This is a genomic window from Paraburkholderia sabiae, assembly GCF_030412785.1.
GTDB lineage: Bacteria > Pseudomonadota > Gammaproteobacteria > Burkholderiales > Burkholderiaceae > Paraburkholderia > Paraburkholderia sabiae.
Genome location: NZ_CP125297.1, coordinates 484,704 through 506,976, shown reverse-complemented (window position 1 = coordinate 506,976; position 22,273 = coordinate 484,704). Strand labels below are relative to the sequence as shown.

Sequence of the window (22,273 nt, the reverse complement as noted above, 5' to 3'; positions counted from 1 at the left end):
GAAAACCGAGCAGGATCAGATCCTTGTTATGGACTGCAGGAATCAGTTTTTAGAACCATCGTTTCCGATTCTGTTGAAGATGCGCTATGAGCTACCCCATGCTGATAATTAATCCGTTTGTAATCCTCGGGATGCCAAGGACAGGCACGCATTATCTTGAAGAATTGCTAAACGAACATCGCAACGTATCAAGCAATGGCGAGTTGCTCAATCCTTACGACGCGACTTGGCACAATCGCAAACGCTTGCTACTTACCGATCACGAACTCCTCGAACTCGCCTATCTACACTATCCCGCCCGAGCCGGAAAGAACGCGATCACACACGTCGGTTGCAAGATCAACCAACCTCAGCTTCAGGAACGCCCTGGGTTCTTCGAGGAGTTGGCTAGATGGCCATACCTCAAGGTGATGCTTGTGATCCGCAGAAATACATTGGAATCGCTGCGATCGCTGGTGCAGGCAAGGCAAAGTGGTCAATGGTTAAAGTTTGGCGCATGCAACGACTCCGGTCCGCCTCCTCAGGTAACCTTGAAGATTAAAGACTGTGAGGACTATCTCAAAGCTGCTGACGATTTCCACCGATTGGTGATGGATTCATTCGCACCAGCGAACATTCTTACCGTCGAGTATGAAAGTCTGCTGGACAATCCTGCTTCATGTCTGCAAGCGGTTTGGTCTTTCCTCGAAATTCCTGTGCGGCCATACTCTGGCAGCACAGTCCTTCAACGTCAGGAGCTGAGGCCACTGGAACAAACGGTACTCAATTTTGAAGAGTTGAAGCGTCACTTCGCAGGCGGGCAGTACGAGAGCCTCTTCGAAGGTGGGAAGATCGATTTTTAAACACCCCTTGCGAATAACTCTATCGTATAACGCACCTGCTGACAGATCATTTTAAGTGTCGTCGTGTCTCTAGGCGAGATCTGTTTAGCTAATGAATGATCGGTTCGATTAATCCTTGCGTTCCCTTATAGCCATAGAAAACTGATGCCCACCATCGGTATGTGTGGCCGCTCGCGCAGCAGGCGATGAACGCGTCAAAACGAGGTAACTGTGCATGTCATCAAAAGTGCAGTGGAGATTATGCTGGGAAAATGAGCTTGAACTTACCGATCACATCGAGTTGGCCCGATTCTTTCGAACGACGTATGGGCCGACCGGCGCTTTCAACGCAAAACCGTTCGAGGGTGGCCGAAGTTGGGCCGGTGCGCGGCCCGAACTCCGCGCCATCGCCTACGATTCGAGGGGTGTTGCAGCTCACATGGGATCGCTTCGTCGTTTCATCAAGGTAGGCCCGGTCGATGTACTTGTAGCCGAATTGGGACTGTATGGGGTGCGTCCGGATCTCGAAGGGTTCGGAATCGGTCATTCGATCCGCGCGATATATCCAGTGCTGCAGGAACTCCGCGTCCCATTTGCGTTTGGCACAGTCCGGCATGCCTTAAAGAATCACTTTGCCAGATTGTTTCGGAATGGAATGGGGACAATCTTGGATGGGGTGCGCGTGCGATCAACGCTCCCGAACGTTCATCTTGACTTACCTCCTACGCGCATTGAAGACGTGCTGGCTGTGATTTTGCCGATCGGTAGCCCGCTAAGCGAGTGGCCGGACGGCGCCGCCATCGAGCGCAACGGACCCGAGCTGTGAGGCACGCTGGTTTTGTCCGAAAAGCGACGCGTCCCGCACAGCGCGTCTTACAACGACGTTGTACTGGACTACTAGTAAGGTAGACCAAATTGAGAAATGTAACGAATTTTGAATTACTGCGTCGAGAGTTGGATGCGGACGACCCGTGGCAACTGGACAGTAATCCCTTTGAACTCCAACGCCATGAGCAAATGCTCCGAATGTCACTCGTCGACGGATCTGTCTCCAACGCGTTAGAAGTCGGATGCGCAGGAGGAGCGTTTACGGAAAGATTGGCACCTCATTGCCAACGGCTCACCATTATCGACGTTATGCCACAAGCGCTCTCGAAAACACGCCAACGTCTGAAGGAGCCACCGAACACAGTCTGGATTGTTTCAGACGTACAGCATTTTTTGAGCCTCGACAAGTTCGATCTGATCGTAGTAGCGGAAGTTCTTTATTACCTAGGCAACATCGAGGAGGTGCGCGCCGCTATTCGCAATCTGGTACGGATGCTTGTACCTGGTGGTCGATTGATATTCGGGTCGGCGCGTGACGCGAGCTGCCGGCGGTGGGGACACCTTGCCGGTGCAGAAACGATCTTGGAAATTCTGAAAGAAGAACTGACCGAAGTTGAGCGCGTGGAGTGCGCCGGTGAGTCGCCCAATGAAGACTGTCTGCTCGCGCGCTTCCGGAACCGGGCTTTCCTTTCGCCTCAACCCAATTACCCTCTTTGAGTAGGGGATACTATGCGCATTTGTGGCCTCAAGCTGACACACGACGGAGCAATCGCCGTTGTCGAGGATGGAAAACTCGTTTTTTGCATCGAACAGGAGAAGCGGGAAAACAACCCGCGATACCAAAAAATTGAGAACCTGGATGCGGTTGCGGCCGCATTGAGCGAAGGTGGCTTGCGTGTCGAAGATATAGACCAGTTTGTTGTCGACGGCTGGGACGGCGAAGTGGAGTCACAGTTTCGGATGGTCAGTGGCTCCACGCTGGTCAGCCTAAATGGCGCCCCCTATATCGAACGCAAAGTGGACCATCTTCTTGCCTCGGTCGACGGCACCGGACTGCTGCTCGGCGGAGCGTCACGTTCATATAAAAGCTATCCTCATGTGTCAGGCCATGTTGCCTCCGCGTACTGCACCAGCCCGTTCGCTCGGAGCGAGCAGCCCGCGTTCTGCCTGGTGTGGGATGGTGGAATGGTGCCGAGGCTGTACCACGTACAACGCCACGGAGCGCGCCTCGTTGACTGCCTTTTTCCGCTCATCGGCCAAATTTACGCTGCGGCAGGTCATCATTTCGGGCCCTATAAGAAGGCGGACGGCGCGGAGTGGGATCTTGGCGTGGCCGGCAAGCTTATGGCATATATCGCGCTCGGGTCCCTCGACGAAGACATCGTCGCTGAGTTTCATCGGCTTTACCAGGAACGCTTTGCCGGCGATACGGAAATTGCGCGAAATTACCGCCAGAATGTCCATATTCCGGAAACATCGCTCGCAGCTGTACGCGACTTCTTTGAAGCGAGCCTGCCACAACTAAAGACCAAGCCTCACGAAGACGTACTCGTCTCCTTTCATGTATTCCTTGAGCGTCTTCTCGTTCACGAAATGGGAATGGCGCTCCAGCGACATTCGATTCCGGGGCCGCGAAATTTGTGTATCTCTGGCGGATGCGCACTCAACATCAAATGGAATAGCGCATTACGTGCGAGTGGCTTGTTCGACGCAATCTGGGTCCCGCCCTTTCCGAATGATAGTGGATCGGCGATCGGCGCCGCTTGTTGCGCGATGGCCGCGGACAAAGGCTTCGTACCGTTGGAATGGTCGGTCTATAGCGGACCGGCCGTGAAAACTGGCGACGTGCCGGCCGGATGGACGGCGTCTCCTTGCTCCATTGCGGAACTCGCCCGGATGCTCGCGGACAATGAACCCGTCGTTTTTCTTGCCGGCCGCGCCGAGCTGGGGCCTCGGGCATTGGGTGCCAGAAGCATCCTGGCCGCTGCGACTTCGCCCGCTATGAAGGCTATCCTCAACGATATCAAGTATCGAGAGCATTTCCGCCCCGTGGCACCAATATGCCTCGAAGACCGCGCTCCTGCCGTATTTTGCCCCGGCACTCCAGACCCCTACATGCTGTTCGATCATCAGACGCGCGCGGAATGGCGGGACAAGGTTCCTGCCGTTGTGCACCTCGACGGGTCTGCTCGATTGCAGACGATCGCAAGAACTTCCGAGCATCCGGTAGCTCAACTACTGATCGAATACGAAAAGCTCACGGGTCTTCCGTTGCTATGCAACACCAGCGCCAATCATCACGGGCGAGGCTTCTTCCCGGACGCTGCTTCAGCCTGTAAATGGGGACGCGTCGAACGTGTATGGTGCGACGGTCTTCTATTGAGCAACGCACGCGGGAACGGCCTGCCGTCGTCAACCGACGAACCCGCATGCTGTGTACCAGTATGAGTGGCAAACGACTGCACCGCTCGGAATATTCGATTCGTCGCGCTTGGGCCTTGAATGATAGGCGGCAACCTGCTGCGTCGACGGCAGATCCGTGGACGTCCATTTCCAGATCGTCCACGTTCAACTGACGTGACACTGCTGCAATGCTCGAGCGCGTACCCGAATTCGAGCAACCATCCCAACCCGCTTACGTAGGCGTGTATGACGAACGAGACATCGACTTCACATCTTTACGCGCACGACTTTCGCATTGATCCTGAGTCTAGACGACGATTGCTACGACAAACGCCCGCCATTCTGTGGTTCACCGGTCTGTCCGGGTCTGGAAAATCGGCTATCGCTGACAGGGTTGAGGCGCGTCTTCATGCGTCCGGCCGACTCACCTACACTCTCGATGGCGACGCCGTCAGGCTCGGTCTTTGCAAGGACCTCGGCTTTAGCGATGAGGATCGACACGAGAACGTACGGCGCGTGTCGGAAGTTGCAAAATTGATGGCTGACGCCGGCATCGTGGTACTGGTGTGCCTCATCTCCCCCTTCCGCTCGGACCGAGAACTCGCCAAATCCAACGCAGGGAAGCATAACTTCGCTGAAGTTCATGTCCACGCATCTTTGGCCGTAGCCGAGGCTCGTGATCCCAAAGGGCTCTATCGGCTCGCGAGACGTGGCGCAATCCAACATTTCACCGGCGTCGACTCGCCGTACGAACAGCCGACGGCACCAGACGTGTTCATCGACACTTGTTTGCTGTCGATTAATGAGGGTGTCGAAATTGTTTTGAACTGGCTTGACAGGCGTTGACCACGCGTGAAGGATGTGTTCGCAATTGTTATAAGATGCGCGCGCCCGAAGTTCCCTGCGGAGGCGAGCCAAATATCGCCCCAAATCACTCATGCTTACATTGACCGTCTCGCAGGAAGACCAGCGCAGCGGGGACGGGCAAGTTCTGCATCCGCAATTTTGACAACGCGCCGCTCACGCGAACTAAGGTGGATAGGTGTTCCATGACGTCAACCGCAGTTGGTCGCAGCCGATTGCATCGGCAACTTAGTGGTGCATTTCGGCGCCGCATTGCGCATCGCGTTTCGGCGCGCATCGCACCCATTACAGTCCTGCTTTCACAGTTTTGTTCGCTGTCGGGTTGCGTGTTGGGTCCCGATTACCAAACGCCCGCCCCGCCCGCCACCGAGACCTACACGCCCACGCCGCTGCCCGATCAAACGGCGTCGTCGCCGGGCGCATCGGGCGCCCCGCAACAGTTCGTCGCCAGCCAGGACATTCCCCCGCAGTGGTGGACGCTCTTTCATTGCGAGCCGCTCGACGCGCTCATCCGCGAAGCGCTCGCCAACAGTCCCAACGTCGCCGCGGCGCAAGCGGCGCTCAGGCAGGCCAGCGAGAATCTGCGCGCCCAAATGGGCACCACGCTGTATCCGTCCGTCGATGCGAAGGCCAACGCGACACGCGAGAAATTCAACGGCGTCACGTTCGGTCAGCCCGGTCTGCATAGAATACTGAATCTGTATAACGCATCGGTGAGCGTGTCGTATGACCTCGATGCGTTCGGCGGCGCAAAGCGCGGACTCGAATCGCTGCGCTCGCAGGTCGATTACGAGGGCTTCCAGTTGCAAGCTGCGTATCTCGCGTTGTCGGCGAACATCGTGACGGCCGCTGTCAAGGAAGCCTCGCTGCGCGAGCAGATCGACGCGACCGAGCGCATCGCCACCGACGAGGACGCGCAGCTCGGCGTGTTGCGCAAGCAGTTCGAGCTTGGCGGCGTGAGCCGCGCCGCCGTGCTCTCGCAGGAAACGCTCGTCGCGCAGACGCGCGCGACGTTGCCGCCGTTGCGCCAGTCGCTCGATCAGACGCGCCACCAGCTCGCCGTGCTGGCGGGCAAACCGCCCAGCGACACGGGCGTGCCCGAGTTCACACTGGCGATGCTCACGCTGCCGCAGAGCTTGCCCGTCAGCGTGCCGTCGTCGCTCGTGCGGCAGCGGCCCGACATCCTCGCCGCCGACGCCACGCTGCATCAGGCGAGCGCGCAGGTTGGCGTGGCGACGGCGAACATGTATCCGCAACTCACGCTGTCGGCGAGCTACGGCCCGCAGGCGCTGACGCCCGCGGGCCTACTCAAGTACGCGGACATGATCTGGAACATTGGCGCGGGTGTCACGCAGCCGATCTTCCACGGTGGACAGCTGAGCGCGCAAAAACGCGCAGCCGAAGCCGCATTCGATCAGGCCAACGCACAATATCGGCAGACGGTGCTGCTCGCGTTCCAGAACGTCGCCGATGCGTTGCGCGCGCTCGAACACGATGCGACAGGTCTCGCCGCGCAAACGGAAGCATGGCGCGCGGCCCGCGATTCGCTCGATCTGACGCGCGCCCAGTTTCGCATCGGCGGCGTCAGCTATCTGGCGTTGCTCGATGCACAGCGCCAGTACCAGCAGACCGTCGTGAATCTCGCGCAGGCGCAGGCCGCGCGCTATGCGGACACGGCGGCGTTGTTCCAGGCGCTCGGCGGCGGCTGGTGGAACGACACGGCGACGAGTCAGGCAGCCCAGGCCACGCCGGCAGCCGTTCCGGCGCCTCCCAGGCCGCAGTGAATCCTTTCGCAATAGCCGCGGGTCGCATGCGAGCGGACGGCAGCGCCGCCGGACGAGTTGGTTTGCGCCTCATCAGTACCTCAGCAGTTTGCCGTGCAAGGACGAAACGATGACAACGAAAAGACCGATGATCAAGCGGATGATCATCATGCTGATCTGCGTGGGCGTACTGCTCGGCGGACTGATCGGCTTCAATCTGTTCAAGACGCACATGATCAAGAAGTTCATGGCGAGCAACGCGGTGCCCTCCGCCACCGTCACGTCCGCCGTCGCGAGTTATCAGCAATGGCAGCCGCAGCTGTCAGCCGTGGGCAGCCTGCGCGCGGTTCGCGGCGTCGACGTGACGACGGAAGTGGCCGGGCTCATGCGCGAGATCGCATTCAGCTCGGGCCAGGAGGTGAAGGCAGGCCAGGTGCTCGTGCGCCTGAACGACGATTCGGACCGCGCGCAGCTCGCGTCGCTGCAGGCCGCTGCGGAACTCGCGCAAACCGTCTATAAGCGCGACGAGGCTCAGTTCGACATTCAGGCGATTGCGAAGGCGCAACTCGACGCCGATGCCGCCGACCTGAAGAGCAAGAAAGCCCAGGTCGATCAGCAGGCCGCGCTCGTCGAAAAGAAGACGATACGCGCGCCCTTCGCGGGACGCGTCGGCATCACGACGGTCAACCCCGGCCAGTACATCAATCCGGGCGATGCGATCGTCACGCTGCAAGCCATCGATCCGATCTACGCCGACTTCTATCTGCCGCAACAGCAGCTCGGGCGATTGCAGGTCGGCCAGGCGATCGTCGTCGATACGAATGCGTTCAGCAACCGCACGTTCGACGGCAAGATCCGCTCGATCAATCCGCGCGTGGACAGCACGACGCGCAACGTGCAGATCGAAGCGACCGTTGACAACCGCGAGCGCAAGCTGCTGCCCGGCATGTACGCGAACGTGAAGATCGACGCGGGCGGCGTGCAGCGCTATCTGACCTTGCCGCAAACGGCGATCACCTACAACCCGTACGGCGCGACCGTGTTCGTCGTGAAGCCCGGCGCGCAAAAGAATGCGCAAGGCAAGATCGTGCCTGTCGCGCAGCAGGTGTTCGTCACTCTGGGGCCGACGCGCGGCGATCAGGTGGCGATATTCAAGGGCATCGGCGAAGGCACACAGGTCGTGACGAGCGGTCAGCTGAAACTGAAGAACGGGACGCCGCTCGTGATCGACAATCGCGTGCAGCCCGCGGACAGCCCGAATCCGACGCCTCAGGAACAATAAGGGGCCGCCGATGAAATTCACCGACATCTTCATTGAACGCCCGGTGCTCGCATCGGTGGTGAGTCTGCTGATCCTCGTGCTCGGCTTGCGTTCGCTATCCGCGCTGAAGGTCGGCGAATATCCACAGACCGAAAACGGCGTGGTGACGATCAAGACGTCGTACTACGGCGCGAGCGCAGACACGATGGCCGGCTTCATCACGCAGCCGCTCGAATCCGCAATCGCGCAGGCCCAAGGCATCGACTATATGTCGTCGAAGAGCAGCGCGGGCGTCTCGACGATCACCGCTACGCTGCGCCTGAACTACGACTCGAATCGCGCGCTGACGGAGATCAACACGCAGATCGCGTCGGTGCGCAACCAGTTGCCACCGCAAGCGCAGCAGCCGGTGCTGACCATGCAGGTGGGCCAGACCACCGACGCGATGTACGTGGGGTTCCACAGCGACGTGCTGCCGAGCAACAACGTCACCGACTATCTGCTACGCGTCGTGAAGCCGAAGCTCGATTCGATCCAGGGCGTGCAGACGGCGGAAATTCTCGGCGGCCGTCAGTTCGCGCTGCGCGCCTGGCTCGATTCGAACCGGCTCGCCGCGCACAAAGTCACGGCCGCCGACGTCTCGACGGCGCTGGGCAACAACAACTATCTTGCGACGCTCGGCACGACCAAAGGCCAGATGATCAGCGTCGATCTGAATGCGGGCACAGACCTTCACTCCGTCGACGACTTCAAGAAGCTCGTCGTCAAGCAGAAGAACGGCGCGATCGTGCGCCTCGAAGATGTCGCGAACGTCGTGCTCGGCGCGGACAACTACGATTTCAACGTCGCGTTCAGCGGCAAGCGTTCGGTGTTCATCGGCATCAAGGTCGCGCCCGATGCGAACGTGCTCGACGTCGCGAAGCGCGTGAAAACGATCTTCCCAGATCTGCAGAAGCAGTTCCCGACAGGCATGACGGGCGACATCGTCTACGACGCAACCGACTTCATCAACACGGCGATCGAAGAAGTGGTGAAGACGCTCGTCGAAGCGTTGCTGATCGTGACAGTCGTGATCTCCCTGTTCCTCGGCAGCTTCCGCACAGTGATCGTGCCGGTGATCGCGATGCCGCTGTCGCTGATCGGCACGTTCTTCGTGATGCAACTGCTCGGCTACTCGATCAATCTGCTGACGCTGCTTGCGCTCGTGCTCGCGATCGGGCTCGTCGTCGACGATGCGATCATCGTCGTCGAGAACGTCGAGCGGCATATGAAGGAGGAAGGCAAGCAGCCATTCGAAGCCGCGCTGATCGCCGCGCGCGAACTCGGCGGACCGATTCTCGCGATGACGGTCGTGCTGGTTGCCGTGTACTTGCCGATCGGTTTCCAGGGCGGGCTGACGGGCGCGCTCTTCACCGAGTTCGCCTTCACGCTGACGGGCGCCGTGACGGTATCGGGCGTGATTGCGCTGTCTCTATCGCCGATGATGTGCTCGCGCTTCTTCCGCACGGATCAGGAGTCGGGCCGCTTCGCGCGCTTCGTCGACCGGCAGTTCGAGCGCGTGCATCGGGGCTATGGGGGTCTTCTGCATGCGATGCTCGACACGTGGCCCGTGTTCATCGTGATGGGCGCGCTGTTGTTATGCGGCACCGTGTACCTCTTTACGACGTCGAAATCGGAGCTTGCGCCGCAGGAGGACCAGGGCATCGTGCTGTCGAAGATCCAGGGGCCGCCGAACGCGACGATCCAGCAGATGCAGACCTACGCGGACCAGGTGTTCGATATCTCGAAGCAGTTGCCCGAGTACTCGCAGATGTTCCAGCTGACGGGCGCGCCGACACTGAACCAGGGCTTTGGTGGCGTGCTCTTCAAGACGTGGGACAAGCGCAAGAAGGGCGCGACACAATTGCAGAACGAGCTTCAGCAGAAGTGGGACAGCATTGCGGGCGCGCGCGTCGCCGCGTTCCAGTTTCCGCCGCTGCCGGGCGCGCAAGGGTTGCCCGTGCAGTTCGTCATCAGCACGACGGAGCCGTTCGAGAACCTCAATGAAGTGTCGCAAGCCGTGCTTCAAAAAGCGCGCGAAAGCGGCATGTTCTTCTTCGTCGACAGCGACCTGAAAATCGACAAGCCGGAAAGCGTGCTGCTCGTCGACCGCGACAAGGTCGCTTCGCTCGGCCTGTCGCAAAGCGATGTCGGGCAGACGCTGGGGGCCGCGCTGGGCGGCAACTACGTCAACTACTTTTCGATTGCGGGCCGCTCGTACAAGGTGATTCCGCAGGTGCTGCAAACGGACCGCCTGAACCCGTCGCAAGTGCTCGACTACTATTTGCGCACGCCTGATGGCAGCGTGATTTCTGCATCGACGGTCACGCATCTGAAACAGACCATCGTGCCCGAGTCGATCAATCATTTCCAGCAGCTCAATTCAGCGACGATTTCCGGCGTGCTCGCGCCGGGCATCTCGCAGGGCGAAGTGCTCGACTTCCTGCGCAAGGCCAGCACCGACGTCGCGCCGACGGGCTATACGACCGACTATTCGGGCCTGTCGCGGCAGTTCGTGCAGGAGTCGGGCGGCTTCGTGATCACGCTGCTGTTCGCGGCGATCATCGTGTTTCTCGCGCTCGCCGCGCAGTTCGAGAGCTTCCGCGATCCCGTCGTGATTCTCGTGTCGGTGCCGATGGCGCTTTTCGGCGCCCTCATCTTCATCAATATGGGACTCTCGACGCTCAACATCTACACGCAGGTGGGTCTCGTCACGCTGATGGGCCTCATCAGCAAGCACGGCATTCTGATCGTGCAGTTCGCGAACGAGCTGCAACGCGCGGGACGCGGCAAGCGCGAGGCGCTCGAAGAAGCGGCCGGCGTGCGCTTGCGGCCTATCCTGATGACGACGGCTGCAATGGTGCTGGGCGTGCTGCCCCTCGTGACCGCATCGGGCGCGGGGGCGGCGGGCCGCAATGCGATGGGGCTCGTGATCTTCACGGGGCTGTCGATCGGCACGCTGTTTACGCTCTTCGTCGTTCCCGCCATGTATATGTTGTTGGGCGCAGACCATCACCTGAAGTCGAACCAAACGGGTGCAGTTTGATCCGACAATCTGCACAGGTGGGAACGATTCGTGCACAATCGAATGCTGAACACCGATCCTTACTGGTACAGCCGCTTGGAGCAGATGTATTGGAGGACTAGGCCTTCCGCGCCTCCCGAGTCTTCGCAGCCCCGAACGGCGACTGTTGGCACATGATGTTCATCACACGAGAGCCCGTGAGCCCAGCGATCGGACGCGGCGTGTTCGGGCATGCGATGTCGCGCGATCTCGAGCATAGATCGCTGCGCCCGCCGCTGTTCCGCTCGAAAGTGTTCGGGCAACGGAAATACCGCAGGTCTTCGAGCATCAGGGCCGCTGATACTGCCTATCGAGCCGACGTATTGCCGCAAGCGCATGTCCGAGGCGATGAAGGGCACGCACGATCGGATTGCCGATCATCCGCTTGGCGAATGGAAGCTGGTCGAGGTCGGATTCAACCGGTGGATGCAGCACACTGAAACCTGCTCAGGCAGTGGGAGTGTTGCAGATGAAACAGCGACGCCGGATCTATTACAGCGAGACGCAGAAAGCGTTGATGTGGGAGCGCTGGCAGAAGGGTGAATCGCTCCAGCATATTGCCCAGCTCTTTGACCGGAACCACTCGTCCGTCCATCGGATTCTGGCCGAAACGGGCGGCATCCGCCCGGCCCAACGACATCGATCGCCGTTGGGCACTCACGCTCGCCGAACGCGAGGAAATATCGGGGCGCTCGTTGCTGGCGATTCAATCCAGTCAATAGCCGGAAGGCTTTCACGGGCTCCCTCCACCATCTGCCGTGAGATCAAACGTAACAGCGGGCCGGACGGATATCGGGCAAGGTTGGCAGGACAGCGGCAAGACCGGGATACGCGATGAAACTCAAAGATCTTGCGCACAAGCTTGGAATGTCGCGAACCAGGGTCAGCCGTGCGATCAACGGCCACCCGGGAGTGAGTGTGCTCACAAGTGACGGAGTCTCGGGGTTGCGGCGAGTGTCGGCTACCGCCCCAATACCGAACACAACACGGGCGCGTAAGGGCGCATTGACGCGATAGTCGCCCCCGGTCTGCCCGTAGACGCGCGCTACATGATCGTAGGCACGCTCAGCCGCGCCAGCAGATTAAAAGCAATGACGCGTATCCTTTCATGCAATCCGCGACCGACTGCCGTGATCGTGGAAAACCCTCCGTGCGGTGCCGGCACCATACGTGCGCTTGTTGAAGCTGGGGTTACACACGGAAGCCAAATGTCGATCATCTCGAATGGTGGCAGCCATCCAGACACGCTCATGGGCTACAACTCCACGATCCTGCAATCGGCCTTTCCGCATGATGGCGGTATGACGATCATTGAGCTGATGCTTGCAGTGCTCAACGGCGAGCCCGCAGAGAAGTTGGACGTTCTTTGGCAGCCTAGCCTCGAGATCCGCAATTCGGACGGGCCCTGCATCGACTAGATATAGGTCTTCGTAACCTTGGGGACACACAGAAATTACCCCGGATTCGCAATATCTAATGCTCGAAGTGATTCTGTAGCATTTTCCCGAGAATGGGTCCCGCTACTGCAACAGCCTTCCTTACCTCGCCCAACGTGACGAACGCGACTCCCACATCGCCGGACACCTCAACGCGGCGATGGCTCACGGGCCGGAAGGAGAAAACAATTCAATCTTGTTTTGCGGCAAGCGTTGTTCGCGGTCGCGTAGCACGGCTTCCTGAGTAACCGGGGGTCACAAGCTCGGGACGATCGTCCTCGCTGACACCGTTCCAACTATTCTGCATTTCTAATGTTTCGTCTGCACGCGGCCGACAATTTGTCACCCGCTTGACGAGCGAGTCGTCGGTGCGGATCCTGGAACGCAGAGATGTATCTGCGACACGACGCGCTTCATCGTCCCGACCGCATAGTTCGAAGCCCAGCGCGCCATGAAGCACTGTCGGAAATCGCGCTCGAAGCCACGGCGACATTGTGTCGCAAACGGATGATTTTTGGTGGCGGTTATGATTCATATTCACAAATTGTTTAGGGTGATTCGGAATGTGTCGCAAAGATATGTATGCCTCGGCCATATTTATATCATTTGATGCCGTCGCCGTATCAGGCATCACAGTTGAAGCGTCAAAAATGGCCAAAATTCTTGCGCAGAATCAAATTAAGTCTTATCTCGACTTAGGCTATGATATAAAGATAGATAAAGGAAAATTCGGCAAACCGTATGATCACGAAAACGAGGTCTATCGAGGTATATTCGATCTGGTTCGAATTGACGATATTGATTCTATTCCCCACTACAACGTTGATTTCCTAACCCACTCGCATAATGTTTTGATGGGTCGGGTCCCATCAGCTTCTTCCACAGAACAGGAAGAACTCCTGCTTGCAATTAGCGAATCTTCTCTACGACTGGCGCATCGAATCGTTCAGCTATGGGAAAAGCTGCGTATCAGTTATGTGATTGTTGAGAATGGAACGCTTCCAGAAAATATTATCTATACCAAGGCGCTATACACAGCGATTGAGGATTACGGGAAACGTAATTGCTTAGGGAATTACGTCATCTGGCGCGATCACGATCTAATGTGGAACAGCGAAAAAAATGCGATGAAATACGGCGCAGCACCTTATCCTCATGCCGTTAAGCCCGTTAAATCTAAGTATATAACATACGTCACACTCAATAACCATCTGAAAAATGAACTTGAAGCGTGGTGCGATCACGAAGTAAACGTCAAGGTTAAAAAAAATACCTATGATTTCACCGAACACGGTAAACATAGCAGTATCAGGGAGAACTTCTTCATCCGCGATACCGACATTTTGATTGCCCGCACCACTCGCATTATTCCGCAAAAGCGTTTGGACCGGGACGTTTTTCTGGTCCATCGACTAAACCAACTTTTTAGTCAGAACGATATCGACCGGAAAGTTTATTTGGTTGTGGCAGGCGATCCCGATGAAAACCGCTCTTACCATCGGAAACTGAACGCATTAGCTAAAAAATTAAACGTCGAGTCATTTATCAAATTTGTTGGTCCGCTTCGGCACAAATACGTGTCTTCACCGGGGGAAGCCGCTGCTATTGAGGACTTATATTACTCCTGCGATCTGGTCTCTTTCCTTACTTCGTGGGATTACGACAGCTATGGAAATCCTGTTGGAGAAGCGATTAGCAACCAGCGCTGCTACATCACTACCAGCTACGAATATTATTGGGAGGTCTACGGTCAATATGGATTTGAGGCGCCGGTTATGCGGATATCAGAGGAGCAGGATGGTTTGCCTGATGAAGCATTTATTTGGGAAGTGTACCGGTTTGTCAATAATAAGCGGTTGATGCATGATGTTGCTGGGCGAAACTTTTCCATTGGTAAGCAGTTACTCTCCAATAATGTTAATGACATTCTCGACGTGGACTGTTCTGAAGGAAACATGCGCGATACTGTATTTGTATCAGTTGTGCTGCCGGTTTATAACGAAGGCAATCGCATCTGTGAGGTATTGCTCTCTCTGTTTAACCAGAAAACACATAACAGCATAATTACCCACAACAGCTACGAACTGATTCTTGTCGATAATAATTCCACGGACGACTCCGTTGAAAAAATAAACACTTTCAAAGCTCGAAATCAATCCATGGAGATTCATGCTCTCCATGAGCCCATTCAGGGTGTCTCGTCCGCCAGAAAACGCGGTATGGATTACGCTTCTGCGCGCGCAAAAGCCCGCGATAACCGGCTAGGAGTTCAGAAGAAACACTATATTGTGTCGGCTGATGCGGACTGCACCGTAGATCCTTACTGGCTGCACGCGCTGATTAACAAAATGGCAGAGGCAAATGGGGATCTTGGCACGTGCAATTACTACTACAACGAAGAATCCTTCCGCAATCGCCCCAATCTTTTCCGGGAAATCCAAAAAACCTTGCGCTGCCGTGACATGTCGTTTTCACTGTTCGGAGGCTTTCCAGACGGCAAAGGGTTTGCCGTTGAGCGCAGCCTGTACGACAAAGTGGGAGGTATCGAGATTTTCTACCAGCTAAACAATGGCCGCTTTGTACAACACCTCTCCGATGACTGGGACTTCGGGATCCGGGTAATCGCCGAGGGAGGCAAGCCGGTTTACGCCCGGGATTCCCGAGTGGAAATTAACAGCCGTCGCGTGGATACCGTTCTGGAGGAAGTGATTGGCGGCATCGCCTATGGGAAGGATGGCATCATCATCATGAAAGACGTACGCCCGGACGAGCAAAAGCAAATGTCAACACTCTACGACACCACTCCCGCACAGTCGCAGCAGGCCTGGTTTTACTCCGTTAAAGACTACGTTCCCAAAAACATTGTATTGCCGGCACTACTCAATCCGCAGATTTTGCTGGAGGACATCGCCGTGCGCGAATTTTTTACCGAGCCAGTGGCTGACCGTCTGTATCACCGCATACATGAAATTAAGCACGACTCAAAAATTATCGACTTCAAACCGATCCATGCTTACAAAACCCCGGCCTATCGGCTCTATTTCGAGTTCTCGGATGAAATTTTCGGTGCCATGCGTCGCGCCGTTGGTGACGATATCGGTTTTCCGCCGCCGTTGCCAGAGTGTTTCGATGTGGTCAAACCGGAAGATTTCGAGCGTTTTGTCTACTATTTCTGTGAAGACCGTGAGTCCGGCGAAGCGCACAATTACTTCGCTAATGGTGGGGTCTTCTGATGAACAGCGAAACTCTAAACTCACTAAACGATATCGATACAAATTATCCAGTGCCGCGAGTATATAGTTTTCTCTCCCGCCCGGAGAACATCGCATTTTTGGAATATGTATTTAAAGATCCGTTCGGTTGTCACGTCTTCCCTGGCGATATCTGTGATTATCCACTCGCCGCTTTCCTTGATGACATGAAGCGTGATATAAAACAGGCAAAGCAGATTCATCTTTGGTCATATATCCCCACCTGCCGTTACCGCTGCCATTTCTGCCAATACCCGACGCTTATTCTGAATCCACAGGCCACTTCATCACAGGCAGTATTCCGGGATCTGGTGGATTACAACATCAAAGAGGCCACTATGTGGCTTCAGAACGTTCCATGTCTCGCACATGCCGAAGTCGGCGAGTTCAACATTTTCGGCGGTACGCCATCGCTGCTTCCTGAGTCTGAGTTGCGGCGTCTGATGGATTTTTATCAGGGCCACTTTAACCTCTCTGTTGCTACCAGGCGCTTTGAAGGCGAGCCGGGTACCCTGACCAAACAGTACCTTCGACTGTTAAAAGAGTTGAACTTTACCAAAATCAGCTTCGGTGCTCAAGCCTTCGACGACCGCATTATCTCAGCCTGCGGACGTATGCACTCGGCCGAACAGTGCTTGGACGCAATTTTTAACGCGCGTGAAATCGGCTTGGATTGGGTCAGCGTCGACCTTATCTACGGCATGCTTGACCAGAGCGTGGATGATGTAAAATATGACATCGAGAAAACCCTCGAACTGGAACTTTCTCACGTAGTCTGCACCAAGCTCCATATGGAAAAGTTTCTGAAAAAGCGTACCGGTGTTTCCGGAGAACGAGAAAGTCTGTGGCAGAAAAACGGGCTTATTAACAGTCGTAAGATGAACTTCCCGGGGCTGGGTAAGCAGTATCAGATGCGCGATCTAATCGAGCAGTACCTCTCGTCCGGATATCTCGAACATCCGACTACGTACTTTCACCAGAACCATCAGCATCCGGAGAAATGGAAAGGGCTAGTGACCGACCTCGATAAGCAGTACCCGGAAGTGGCGATCGGCCTCGGCGCCAGCTCGAAATGTACCCGGGCCGAGGCCATCAACATCACCGGCTACAAAAGATACAAGGAAGCTCTGGATGAAAACCGTCTGCCCATTGAGGAAAGCCGAGGGGTCTCCCCGCTTCAGCGCGAAGTGAACGCTTTCAAAATGGCTCTCTCCACACTAGTTCCGGTGAATGACAACGTGTTCAGGCGGCGTTTTGATGGCAGAAGCTTCTTCCACAATCCGATCATCCGCCCCACGCTTAGAACGCTGGTTGACAAGGCGTTGGTCATAATCGATAGGGATGTGGTAACACTTACCCCCAACGGAATTACGCTGGTCGAGGCCGTGATTAACACCCAATTCGCGACACCTAACGTCTAAGGAGTCGGGTCTGAATAATTCGAATCACCTTGTACAGCAAGGGCTTGAAGTGGAAAGTGGTTGATGCATTTGCATGGGACCTGCCAGATCATGGGTAGTTTCCCGGAAAATTCCGGTGAGCGAAGGCGATCTGTTCTAGCAGATCAATCTGAAGCACCCGCAGGTACATCTGGCCGATCTGATCAACAGGGATCGGCTTGATACCTCAATGAGCGCGAGCTTCGTCTCACGCTAGGGTTGTCCGGCAACGTCACCGAGGTCAATTGCTGGGCTGTTGAATCTCCAGCATGCGTTCGATCTGTCGGACGAGGAAGTGGTCTGGCAATGGGTAGAGAACCCGTATCGTCCAGGTCTTTACCGGCGAGACGTATTTGCAGACGGAGCCGCCGGTCGATCCGTCGAGGCTGACGCGCTGGCGCAAGCGCCTGGAAGAAGCCTGCGTTGAAGAACTGCTGGCCGAGAGGATCCAAGCGGCGAAGCGCAGAAACGTTATCAAGGCCTCAAGCGCAAAACGCGTGATCGCGACACGACAGTCATGCAAAATCCGATCGTCCATCCAACCGATTCGCGCCTGCTCGAACGGTGTGAGAATATCTGGTGAAGGCTGCAGCACGGCACGGACTGAAGCCGCGGAAGATCTACAACCGCGAGGCACCGCATCTGGCGCGTCAGATTGGCCAATACGCCCATGCGAAGCAGTACAAGCGCATGATGAAGGCCCTGCGTACATTGCGCTCGCGCCTTGCCCGGGTGATGCGTGACGTGGAGCGTCAGTTCGAATCGGTTGCTGACACCGGGCGCAATCCGCTGCCGGAGTTGATCGGCCGCACTAGGCGGATCCTGTCGCAGAAGCAGAAGGACAGGAACAAGCTTTACGCATTGCATGCACCGGAAATCGAATGTCGGGCCAAAAGGCAAGGCTCGTACGCTGTACAAATTTGGCGTCAAGGTGTCAATTACGACAACCCACAAGGAAGGGCTCGTGACCGGCGCGCGTTCGGTGCCGAGCAATCCGTACGACGGCCAAGCATGATTCCGTGCAAATCAACACCGACCGCTATGAATCTCGCGCGGGCGGCGCCGTACTGGACTAGTTGGTCCAAGTGGTCGAACGCTAGATCATGGCGCGCCTGCGCCGTCATCGGTTTGCGTCGGTCCCACTCGGTCAATGAAGTGATCCGACCGCTGCTCAAGAACCTGAACGAGCGTCCTTTCCAGAAGCTCCCGGGATGCCGTGCCAACACATTCGCCGAATGGACGCGCCGGCACTGCAGTCGCTGCTAGCTCAACCCTATAAACTTGCACGATTCAACACGGTAACCGTTCACATCGACTACCGCGTTGAGATCGACAAACACCGCTGGAGCCTGCCGCACGCGCTGATGGGGCAAGGCCATTTATGGTTCCGCGCGGTTCCGGCGAACATGCTGCTTGAGACAGAAATGCTCCGGGGGCACGCCTCTTCCGCCATTTGCCATGACGCCGAGCCCGCGTAATCCTGCTCGGCGCGTAAGTCGTATGCCCGTTTCAGCGGGCAATGTCGTCGCCGGAATCTACGGCCGCCGCACCGCATCCAACCGTTGCCGCTTTTTTCGTCGGCGAAGCTGCCATGGATATGACGCGTACACCAGATGTCTCGGTTTTCCTTTAGTGATTCCATGTCATTCGATACGGCTACGCGCATAAGACCGACCGACACTGAAGCTGTGTCAACTTAATGGGATGGACGCCCCCACCCGATACGGCATCAATGTGCCAGAGTGGAAGTGTCGAAGCAACCACCTAACCCGAGGGGAGCGCCCATCATGAAGATTACGACAATTGGCATCGATCTGGCTAAATCTGTGTTTGCTGTGCATGGCGTAAATGAGCATGGCAGAGCGGTCTTGAAGAAGGTGCTCAAGCGGGATCAGATGCTGCCGTTCTTCGCGAACCTGCCAGCCTGTGTGATCGGGATAGAAGCCTGCGGGAGCGCTCACTACTGGGCCCGAAAGCTTCAGGGCATGGGACACACCGTTCGCCTAATCGCACCACAGTTCGTGAAACCGTACGTCAAGACGAACAAGAACGACGCGGCCGACGCCGAAGCCATTTGCGAGGCAGTCGCGCGGCCCAACATGCGATTTGTGCCGATCAAGAATGTCGAGCAGCAATCAGTGTTGTCGCTACATCGCGTACGTCAGGGCTTCGTAAAAGCCCGTACGGCACAGGCGAACCAGATCCGCGGACTGCTTAGCGAATTTGGGCTCGTCGTTCCACAGGGCATTGCTCACATCGCCCGTCGCGTGCCAGCTTTAGTTGAAGATGCGGCTAACGACCTGACCGGATCGTTCCGGTTGCTGATTCAACGTTTGATGGAACATCTGAAGGAGCTCGATCGACAGGTCCGGGATCTGGAGGCACAGATCCAAAGATGGCATCGCGACAATGACGCGAGTCTCAAGCTCGCGCAGGTGCCCGGCATTGGGCCGATTACGGCAACTGCATTAGTAGCTTCGGTCGGTGATGCCAAAGGCTTCACCAGCGGGCGCCAGCTCGCTGCATGGCTCGGCCTGGTACCCAAACAGAATTCAAGCGGCGGAAAAAATATTCTGCTCGGCATCAGTAAGAGGGGCGACACTTATTTGCGAACCTTGTTGATCCACGGGGCGCGTGCCGTCATCCGGGCTGTTCAACGCAGGAACGATCAAGAAGGTTGGCTGCCTCGCCTGCTACAGCGTCGCAATCCCAATGTGGTAGCAGTCGCGCTGGCCAACAAGAACGCCCGGATCGTATGGGCGTTGCTGGCTCACGGGCGGTCATACCAGCTCGGTTATCAAGCTGCCGGCTGAACGTGTAATCCCCGACGGCAACAATCTCGCCACAAAAGAAGGACACTTCCACCGATTGCCTGGGCAATCATGACGTGATGGCAACACAGGTCAGACCGTGACGGGTCAAACCCGACAAATCTCAAGGAGCGCCAAGCTCGCCAACTTGATCGGGACCCCGTCAGCATATTCCATCAGGGACAGCCGGCCTGCGCACGGCAACAAAGTCCGGATGCATGGCTGCAATCATGACCTTCGATACATCGCATCATGAAAGCTTGGCAAACCGGGGGCGTCCATGCATGAGGTTGCGTTTGACAACACAACGTAACTTCGGGAGTGGAAGCGCCGACGATGTATTCAGTACAACGTAGTCATTCGTTGATTGCGATCAAAGGCACAAAAGTCCTTTTCGCTATACTGCGCATTAGGCGACTCGGGTGTGCTGTTTGTTTTGATTTTTACACGCTCCTTCCGGATAGTTTGCATGCCATGGAGGAAATTTCAAAAGACCGGTTCGGAACATTGAAAATCTCCACCGGCAAAGGTGGCATCCTATCGTCAGCAATCCCTTGTAAATGTCGACGCGTCTTTCAAACCATATGAGCAGACGACGAAAGTCGGGGGAGCCATGCTTCAGTACGCCCAGCTGCCCAGCTCACCCTGGAGAGCCTGCGGTCGAAGCTAACGGGTTTGGCTCTGGATTAACAATCCCGGCAGTTCTTCTTGAAACTCTCTCGGACTGAGAAGCAGATGTTGAATGCACAGAAGTTTTACATCGACGGCATCTGGGTCGCGCCGTCGGGCTGCGCGCGCCTCGCCGTTGTCGATCCCTGCACGGAAGAAGCGTTCGCGCAGATCGCACTCGGTAATGCCGACGACGTGGAGCGCGCGGTGACAGCCGCAAAGCGCGCGTTCGCGTCATTTTCGCTGACGCCGCTGACCCAGCGCGTCGCACTGATTCGCCGCATACTCGATGCTTATACGGCGCGTTACGACGAGATGGCCGATATCATTTCGCGCGAGATCGGCGCGCCGAAAATGCTTTCACATACATGGCAGGCCGCGCTCGGCAGACGTCACCTCGAAGAACTCCTGCGTACCTGCGAGCGCTTCGCGTGGCAGCGCAAGAAGGGCACGACACTTGTCAATTACGAGCCAGTCGGCGTGGCCGCGCTCATCACGCCGTGGAACTGGCCGATCAATCAGATTGTCTGCAAGGTCGCCCCCGCGATTGCCGCCGGCTGCACGATGGTGCTCAAGCCGAGCGAGATCTCGCCGCTGAACGCCGTGCTGTTCGCCGAGATTCTCGATGCCGCGGGCGTGCCGCCGGGCGTGTTCAATCTCGTGAACGGCGACGGCCCGACAGTGGGCGCGGCGCTCTGCAGTCATCCGGACGTCGACATGGTGTCGTTCACCGGGTCGACGCAGGCGGGAGTGGAAATCGCGAAGCTCGCAGCGCCGACCGTCAAGCGCGTGCATCAGGAACTCGGCGGTAAGTCCGCAAACATTCTTCTCGACGATGTGGACCTGGAAGCCGCCGTTACCTCGGGCGTCTATGAGTGCTTTGGCAACAGCGGCCAGTCGTGTAACGCGCCGACACGCATGCTGGTGCCCGCAGCGCTGCACGACGAGGCCGTGCGCATTGCACAGCATGCGGCGGCCTCTCACTGTGTGGGCCCCGCGAACGACGACCGCACCACGATCGGCCCTGTGGTGAGTGACGTGCAATATACGCGCGTGCAACGGCTGATCAAAAAAGGCATCGAGGAAGGCGCACTGCTCGCAGCAGGCGGGCCGGGACGTCCCGATGGCCTGACGCGCGGCTACTACGCGCGGCCAACGGTATTCGCAAACGTCGACCCTTCGATGACGATTGCACAAGAAGAGATTTTCGGTCCAGTGCTCGCCATCATGCCGTATCGCGACGAGGATGACGCGATCGCGATTGCTAACGATACACCGTTTGGACTTGCTGCATACGTTCAATCCACGGATCCGACGCGCGCCCGGCGTCTGGCGTTCCGGCTGCGGGCGGGCAGCGTCTATCTGAACTATCCGGCGTGGGACGCGGGCTCGCCGTTCGGCGGTTATAAGCGATCGGGCAACGGCCGTGAATATGGCGAGTGGGGTCTGGAGGCGTTTCTCGAAGTGAAGGCTATCGTCGGCTATGACGGTCAGGGGGGACCCGGCACGCGCGGTGACGTGCGCGCAAACTGTAGCGAGGCATGAAGGCTCATTGGCCTCGTGGTATTCCACGGCGCTGGTTGAGCGCGCCCAAACGCTGAAATCGCCTCAAGAATATCTCGAGG

General features: G+C 57.0%; 14 protein-coding genes and 3 pseudogenes. All 17 read left to right on the top strand.

Annotated elements, in window-relative coordinates:
• Positions 1 to 86: 86 nt before the first annotated feature.
• Positions 87 to 842: a sulfotransferase gene (locus tag QEN71_RS42110; RefSeq protein ID WP_201661205.1), complete on the top strand. Its 756-nt coding sequence runs from the start codon at positions 87 to 89 to the stop codon at positions 840 to 842.
• A 214-nt stretch (positions 843 to 1,056) separates the two neighbouring features.
• A complete protein-coding gene (locus QEN71_RS42105; RefSeq protein WP_201661203.1) occupies positions 1,057 to 1,647 on the top strand; it encodes a NodA family N-acyltransferase in 591 nt (196 codons plus the stop codon).
• Positions 1,648 to 1,736: 89 nt separating this feature from the next.
• A complete protein-coding gene (gene nodS, locus QEN71_RS42100) occupies positions 1,737 to 2,366 on the top strand; it encodes a nodulation methyltransferase NodS (protein ID WP_201661201.1) in 630 nt (209 codons plus the stop codon).
• Between the two features lie 12 nt (positions 2,367 to 2,378).
• Complete coding sequence (nodU, locus tag QEN71_RS42095; RefSeq protein WP_201661199.1) at positions 2,379 to 4,097, top strand: nodulation protein NodU; 1,719 nt, start codon at positions 2,379 to 2,381, stop codon at positions 4,095 to 4,097.
• Positions 4,098 to 4,298: 201 nt separating this feature from the next.
• A complete protein-coding gene (cysC, locus tag QEN71_RS42090; protein WP_201661196.1) occupies positions 4,299 to 4,898 on the top strand; it encodes an adenylyl-sulfate kinase in 600 nt (199 codons plus the stop codon).
• A 203-nt stretch (positions 4,899 to 5,101) separates the two neighbouring features.
• Positions 5,102 to 6,700: an efflux transporter outer membrane subunit gene (locus QEN71_RS42085; protein WP_201661193.1), complete on the top strand. Its 1,599-nt coding sequence runs from the start codon at positions 5,102 to 5,104 to the stop codon at positions 6,698 to 6,700.
• A gap of 109 nt (positions 6,701 to 6,809) precedes the next feature.
• Positions 6,810 to 7,961, top strand: coding sequence for an efflux RND transporter periplasmic adaptor subunit (locus QEN71_RS42080; protein WP_201661190.1), 1,152 nt, complete (start codon positions 6,810 to 6,812; stop codon positions 7,959 to 7,961).
• A gap of 10 nt (positions 7,962 to 7,971) precedes the next feature.
• Entirely contained in the window at positions 7,972 to 11,025 is a 3,054-nt protein-coding gene (locus QEN71_RS42075) for an efflux RND transporter permease subunit (RefSeq protein ID WP_201661187.1), read from the top strand.
• Positions 11,026 to 11,379: 354 nt separating this feature from the next.
• The gene (locus tag QEN71_RS42070) at positions 11,380 to 11,586 is read left to right on the top strand and encodes a hypothetical protein (RefSeq protein ID WP_233472149.1); all 207 of its coding nucleotides are present in this window, start codon (positions 11,380 to 11,382) and stop codon (positions 11,584 to 11,586) included.
• Positions 11,513 to 11,842: pseudogene (locus QEN71_RS42065) on the top strand (helix-turn-helix domain-containing protein); the annotation flags it as partial. The gene QEN71_RS42070 and the pseudogene QEN71_RS42065, both read left to right, overlap by 74 nt.
• 250 nt (positions 11,843 to 12,092) lie before the next feature.
• Complete coding sequence (locus tag QEN71_RS42060; protein WP_233472140.1) at positions 12,093 to 12,461, top strand: substrate-binding domain-containing protein; 369 nt, start codon at positions 12,093 to 12,095, stop codon at positions 12,459 to 12,461.
• 581 nt (positions 12,462 to 13,042) lie between these two features.
• Entirely contained in the window at positions 13,043 to 15,712 is a 2,670-nt protein-coding gene (locus tag QEN71_RS42055; protein ID WP_201661184.1) for a glycosyltransferase, read from the top strand.
• Positions 15,712 to 17,151 (top strand): radical SAM protein, encoded by a 1,440-nt coding sequence (locus QEN71_RS42050; protein ID WP_201661181.1) that lies wholly within the window; start codon positions 15,712 to 15,714, stop codon positions 17,149 to 17,151. The genes QEN71_RS42055 and QEN71_RS42050 overlap by 1 nt, the downstream gene beginning before the upstream one ends.
• A gap of 142 nt (positions 17,152 to 17,293) precedes the next feature.
• Positions 17,294 to 18,175 (top strand): annotated as a pseudogene (locus QEN71_RS42045) (IS5 family transposase); the annotation flags it as partial.
• Positions 18,176 to 18,248: 73 nt separating this feature from the next.
• Positions 18,249 to 18,542: pseudogene (locus QEN71_RS42040) on the top strand (IS21 family transposase); the annotation flags it as partial.
• 414 nt (positions 18,543 to 18,956) lie between these two features.
• Positions 18,957 to 19,982: an IS110 family RNA-guided transposase gene (locus QEN71_RS42035; RefSeq protein WP_201663008.1), complete on the top strand. Its 1,026-nt coding sequence runs from the start codon at positions 18,957 to 18,959 to the stop codon at positions 19,980 to 19,982.
• Positions 19,983 to 20,714: 732 nt separating this feature from the next.
• Positions 20,715 to 22,193 (top strand): aldehyde dehydrogenase family protein, encoded by a 1,479-nt coding sequence (locus QEN71_RS42030; protein WP_201662281.1) that lies wholly within the window; start codon positions 20,715 to 20,717, stop codon positions 22,191 to 22,193.
• The last annotated feature ends 80 nt before the right edge of the window (positions 22,194 to 22,273 follow it).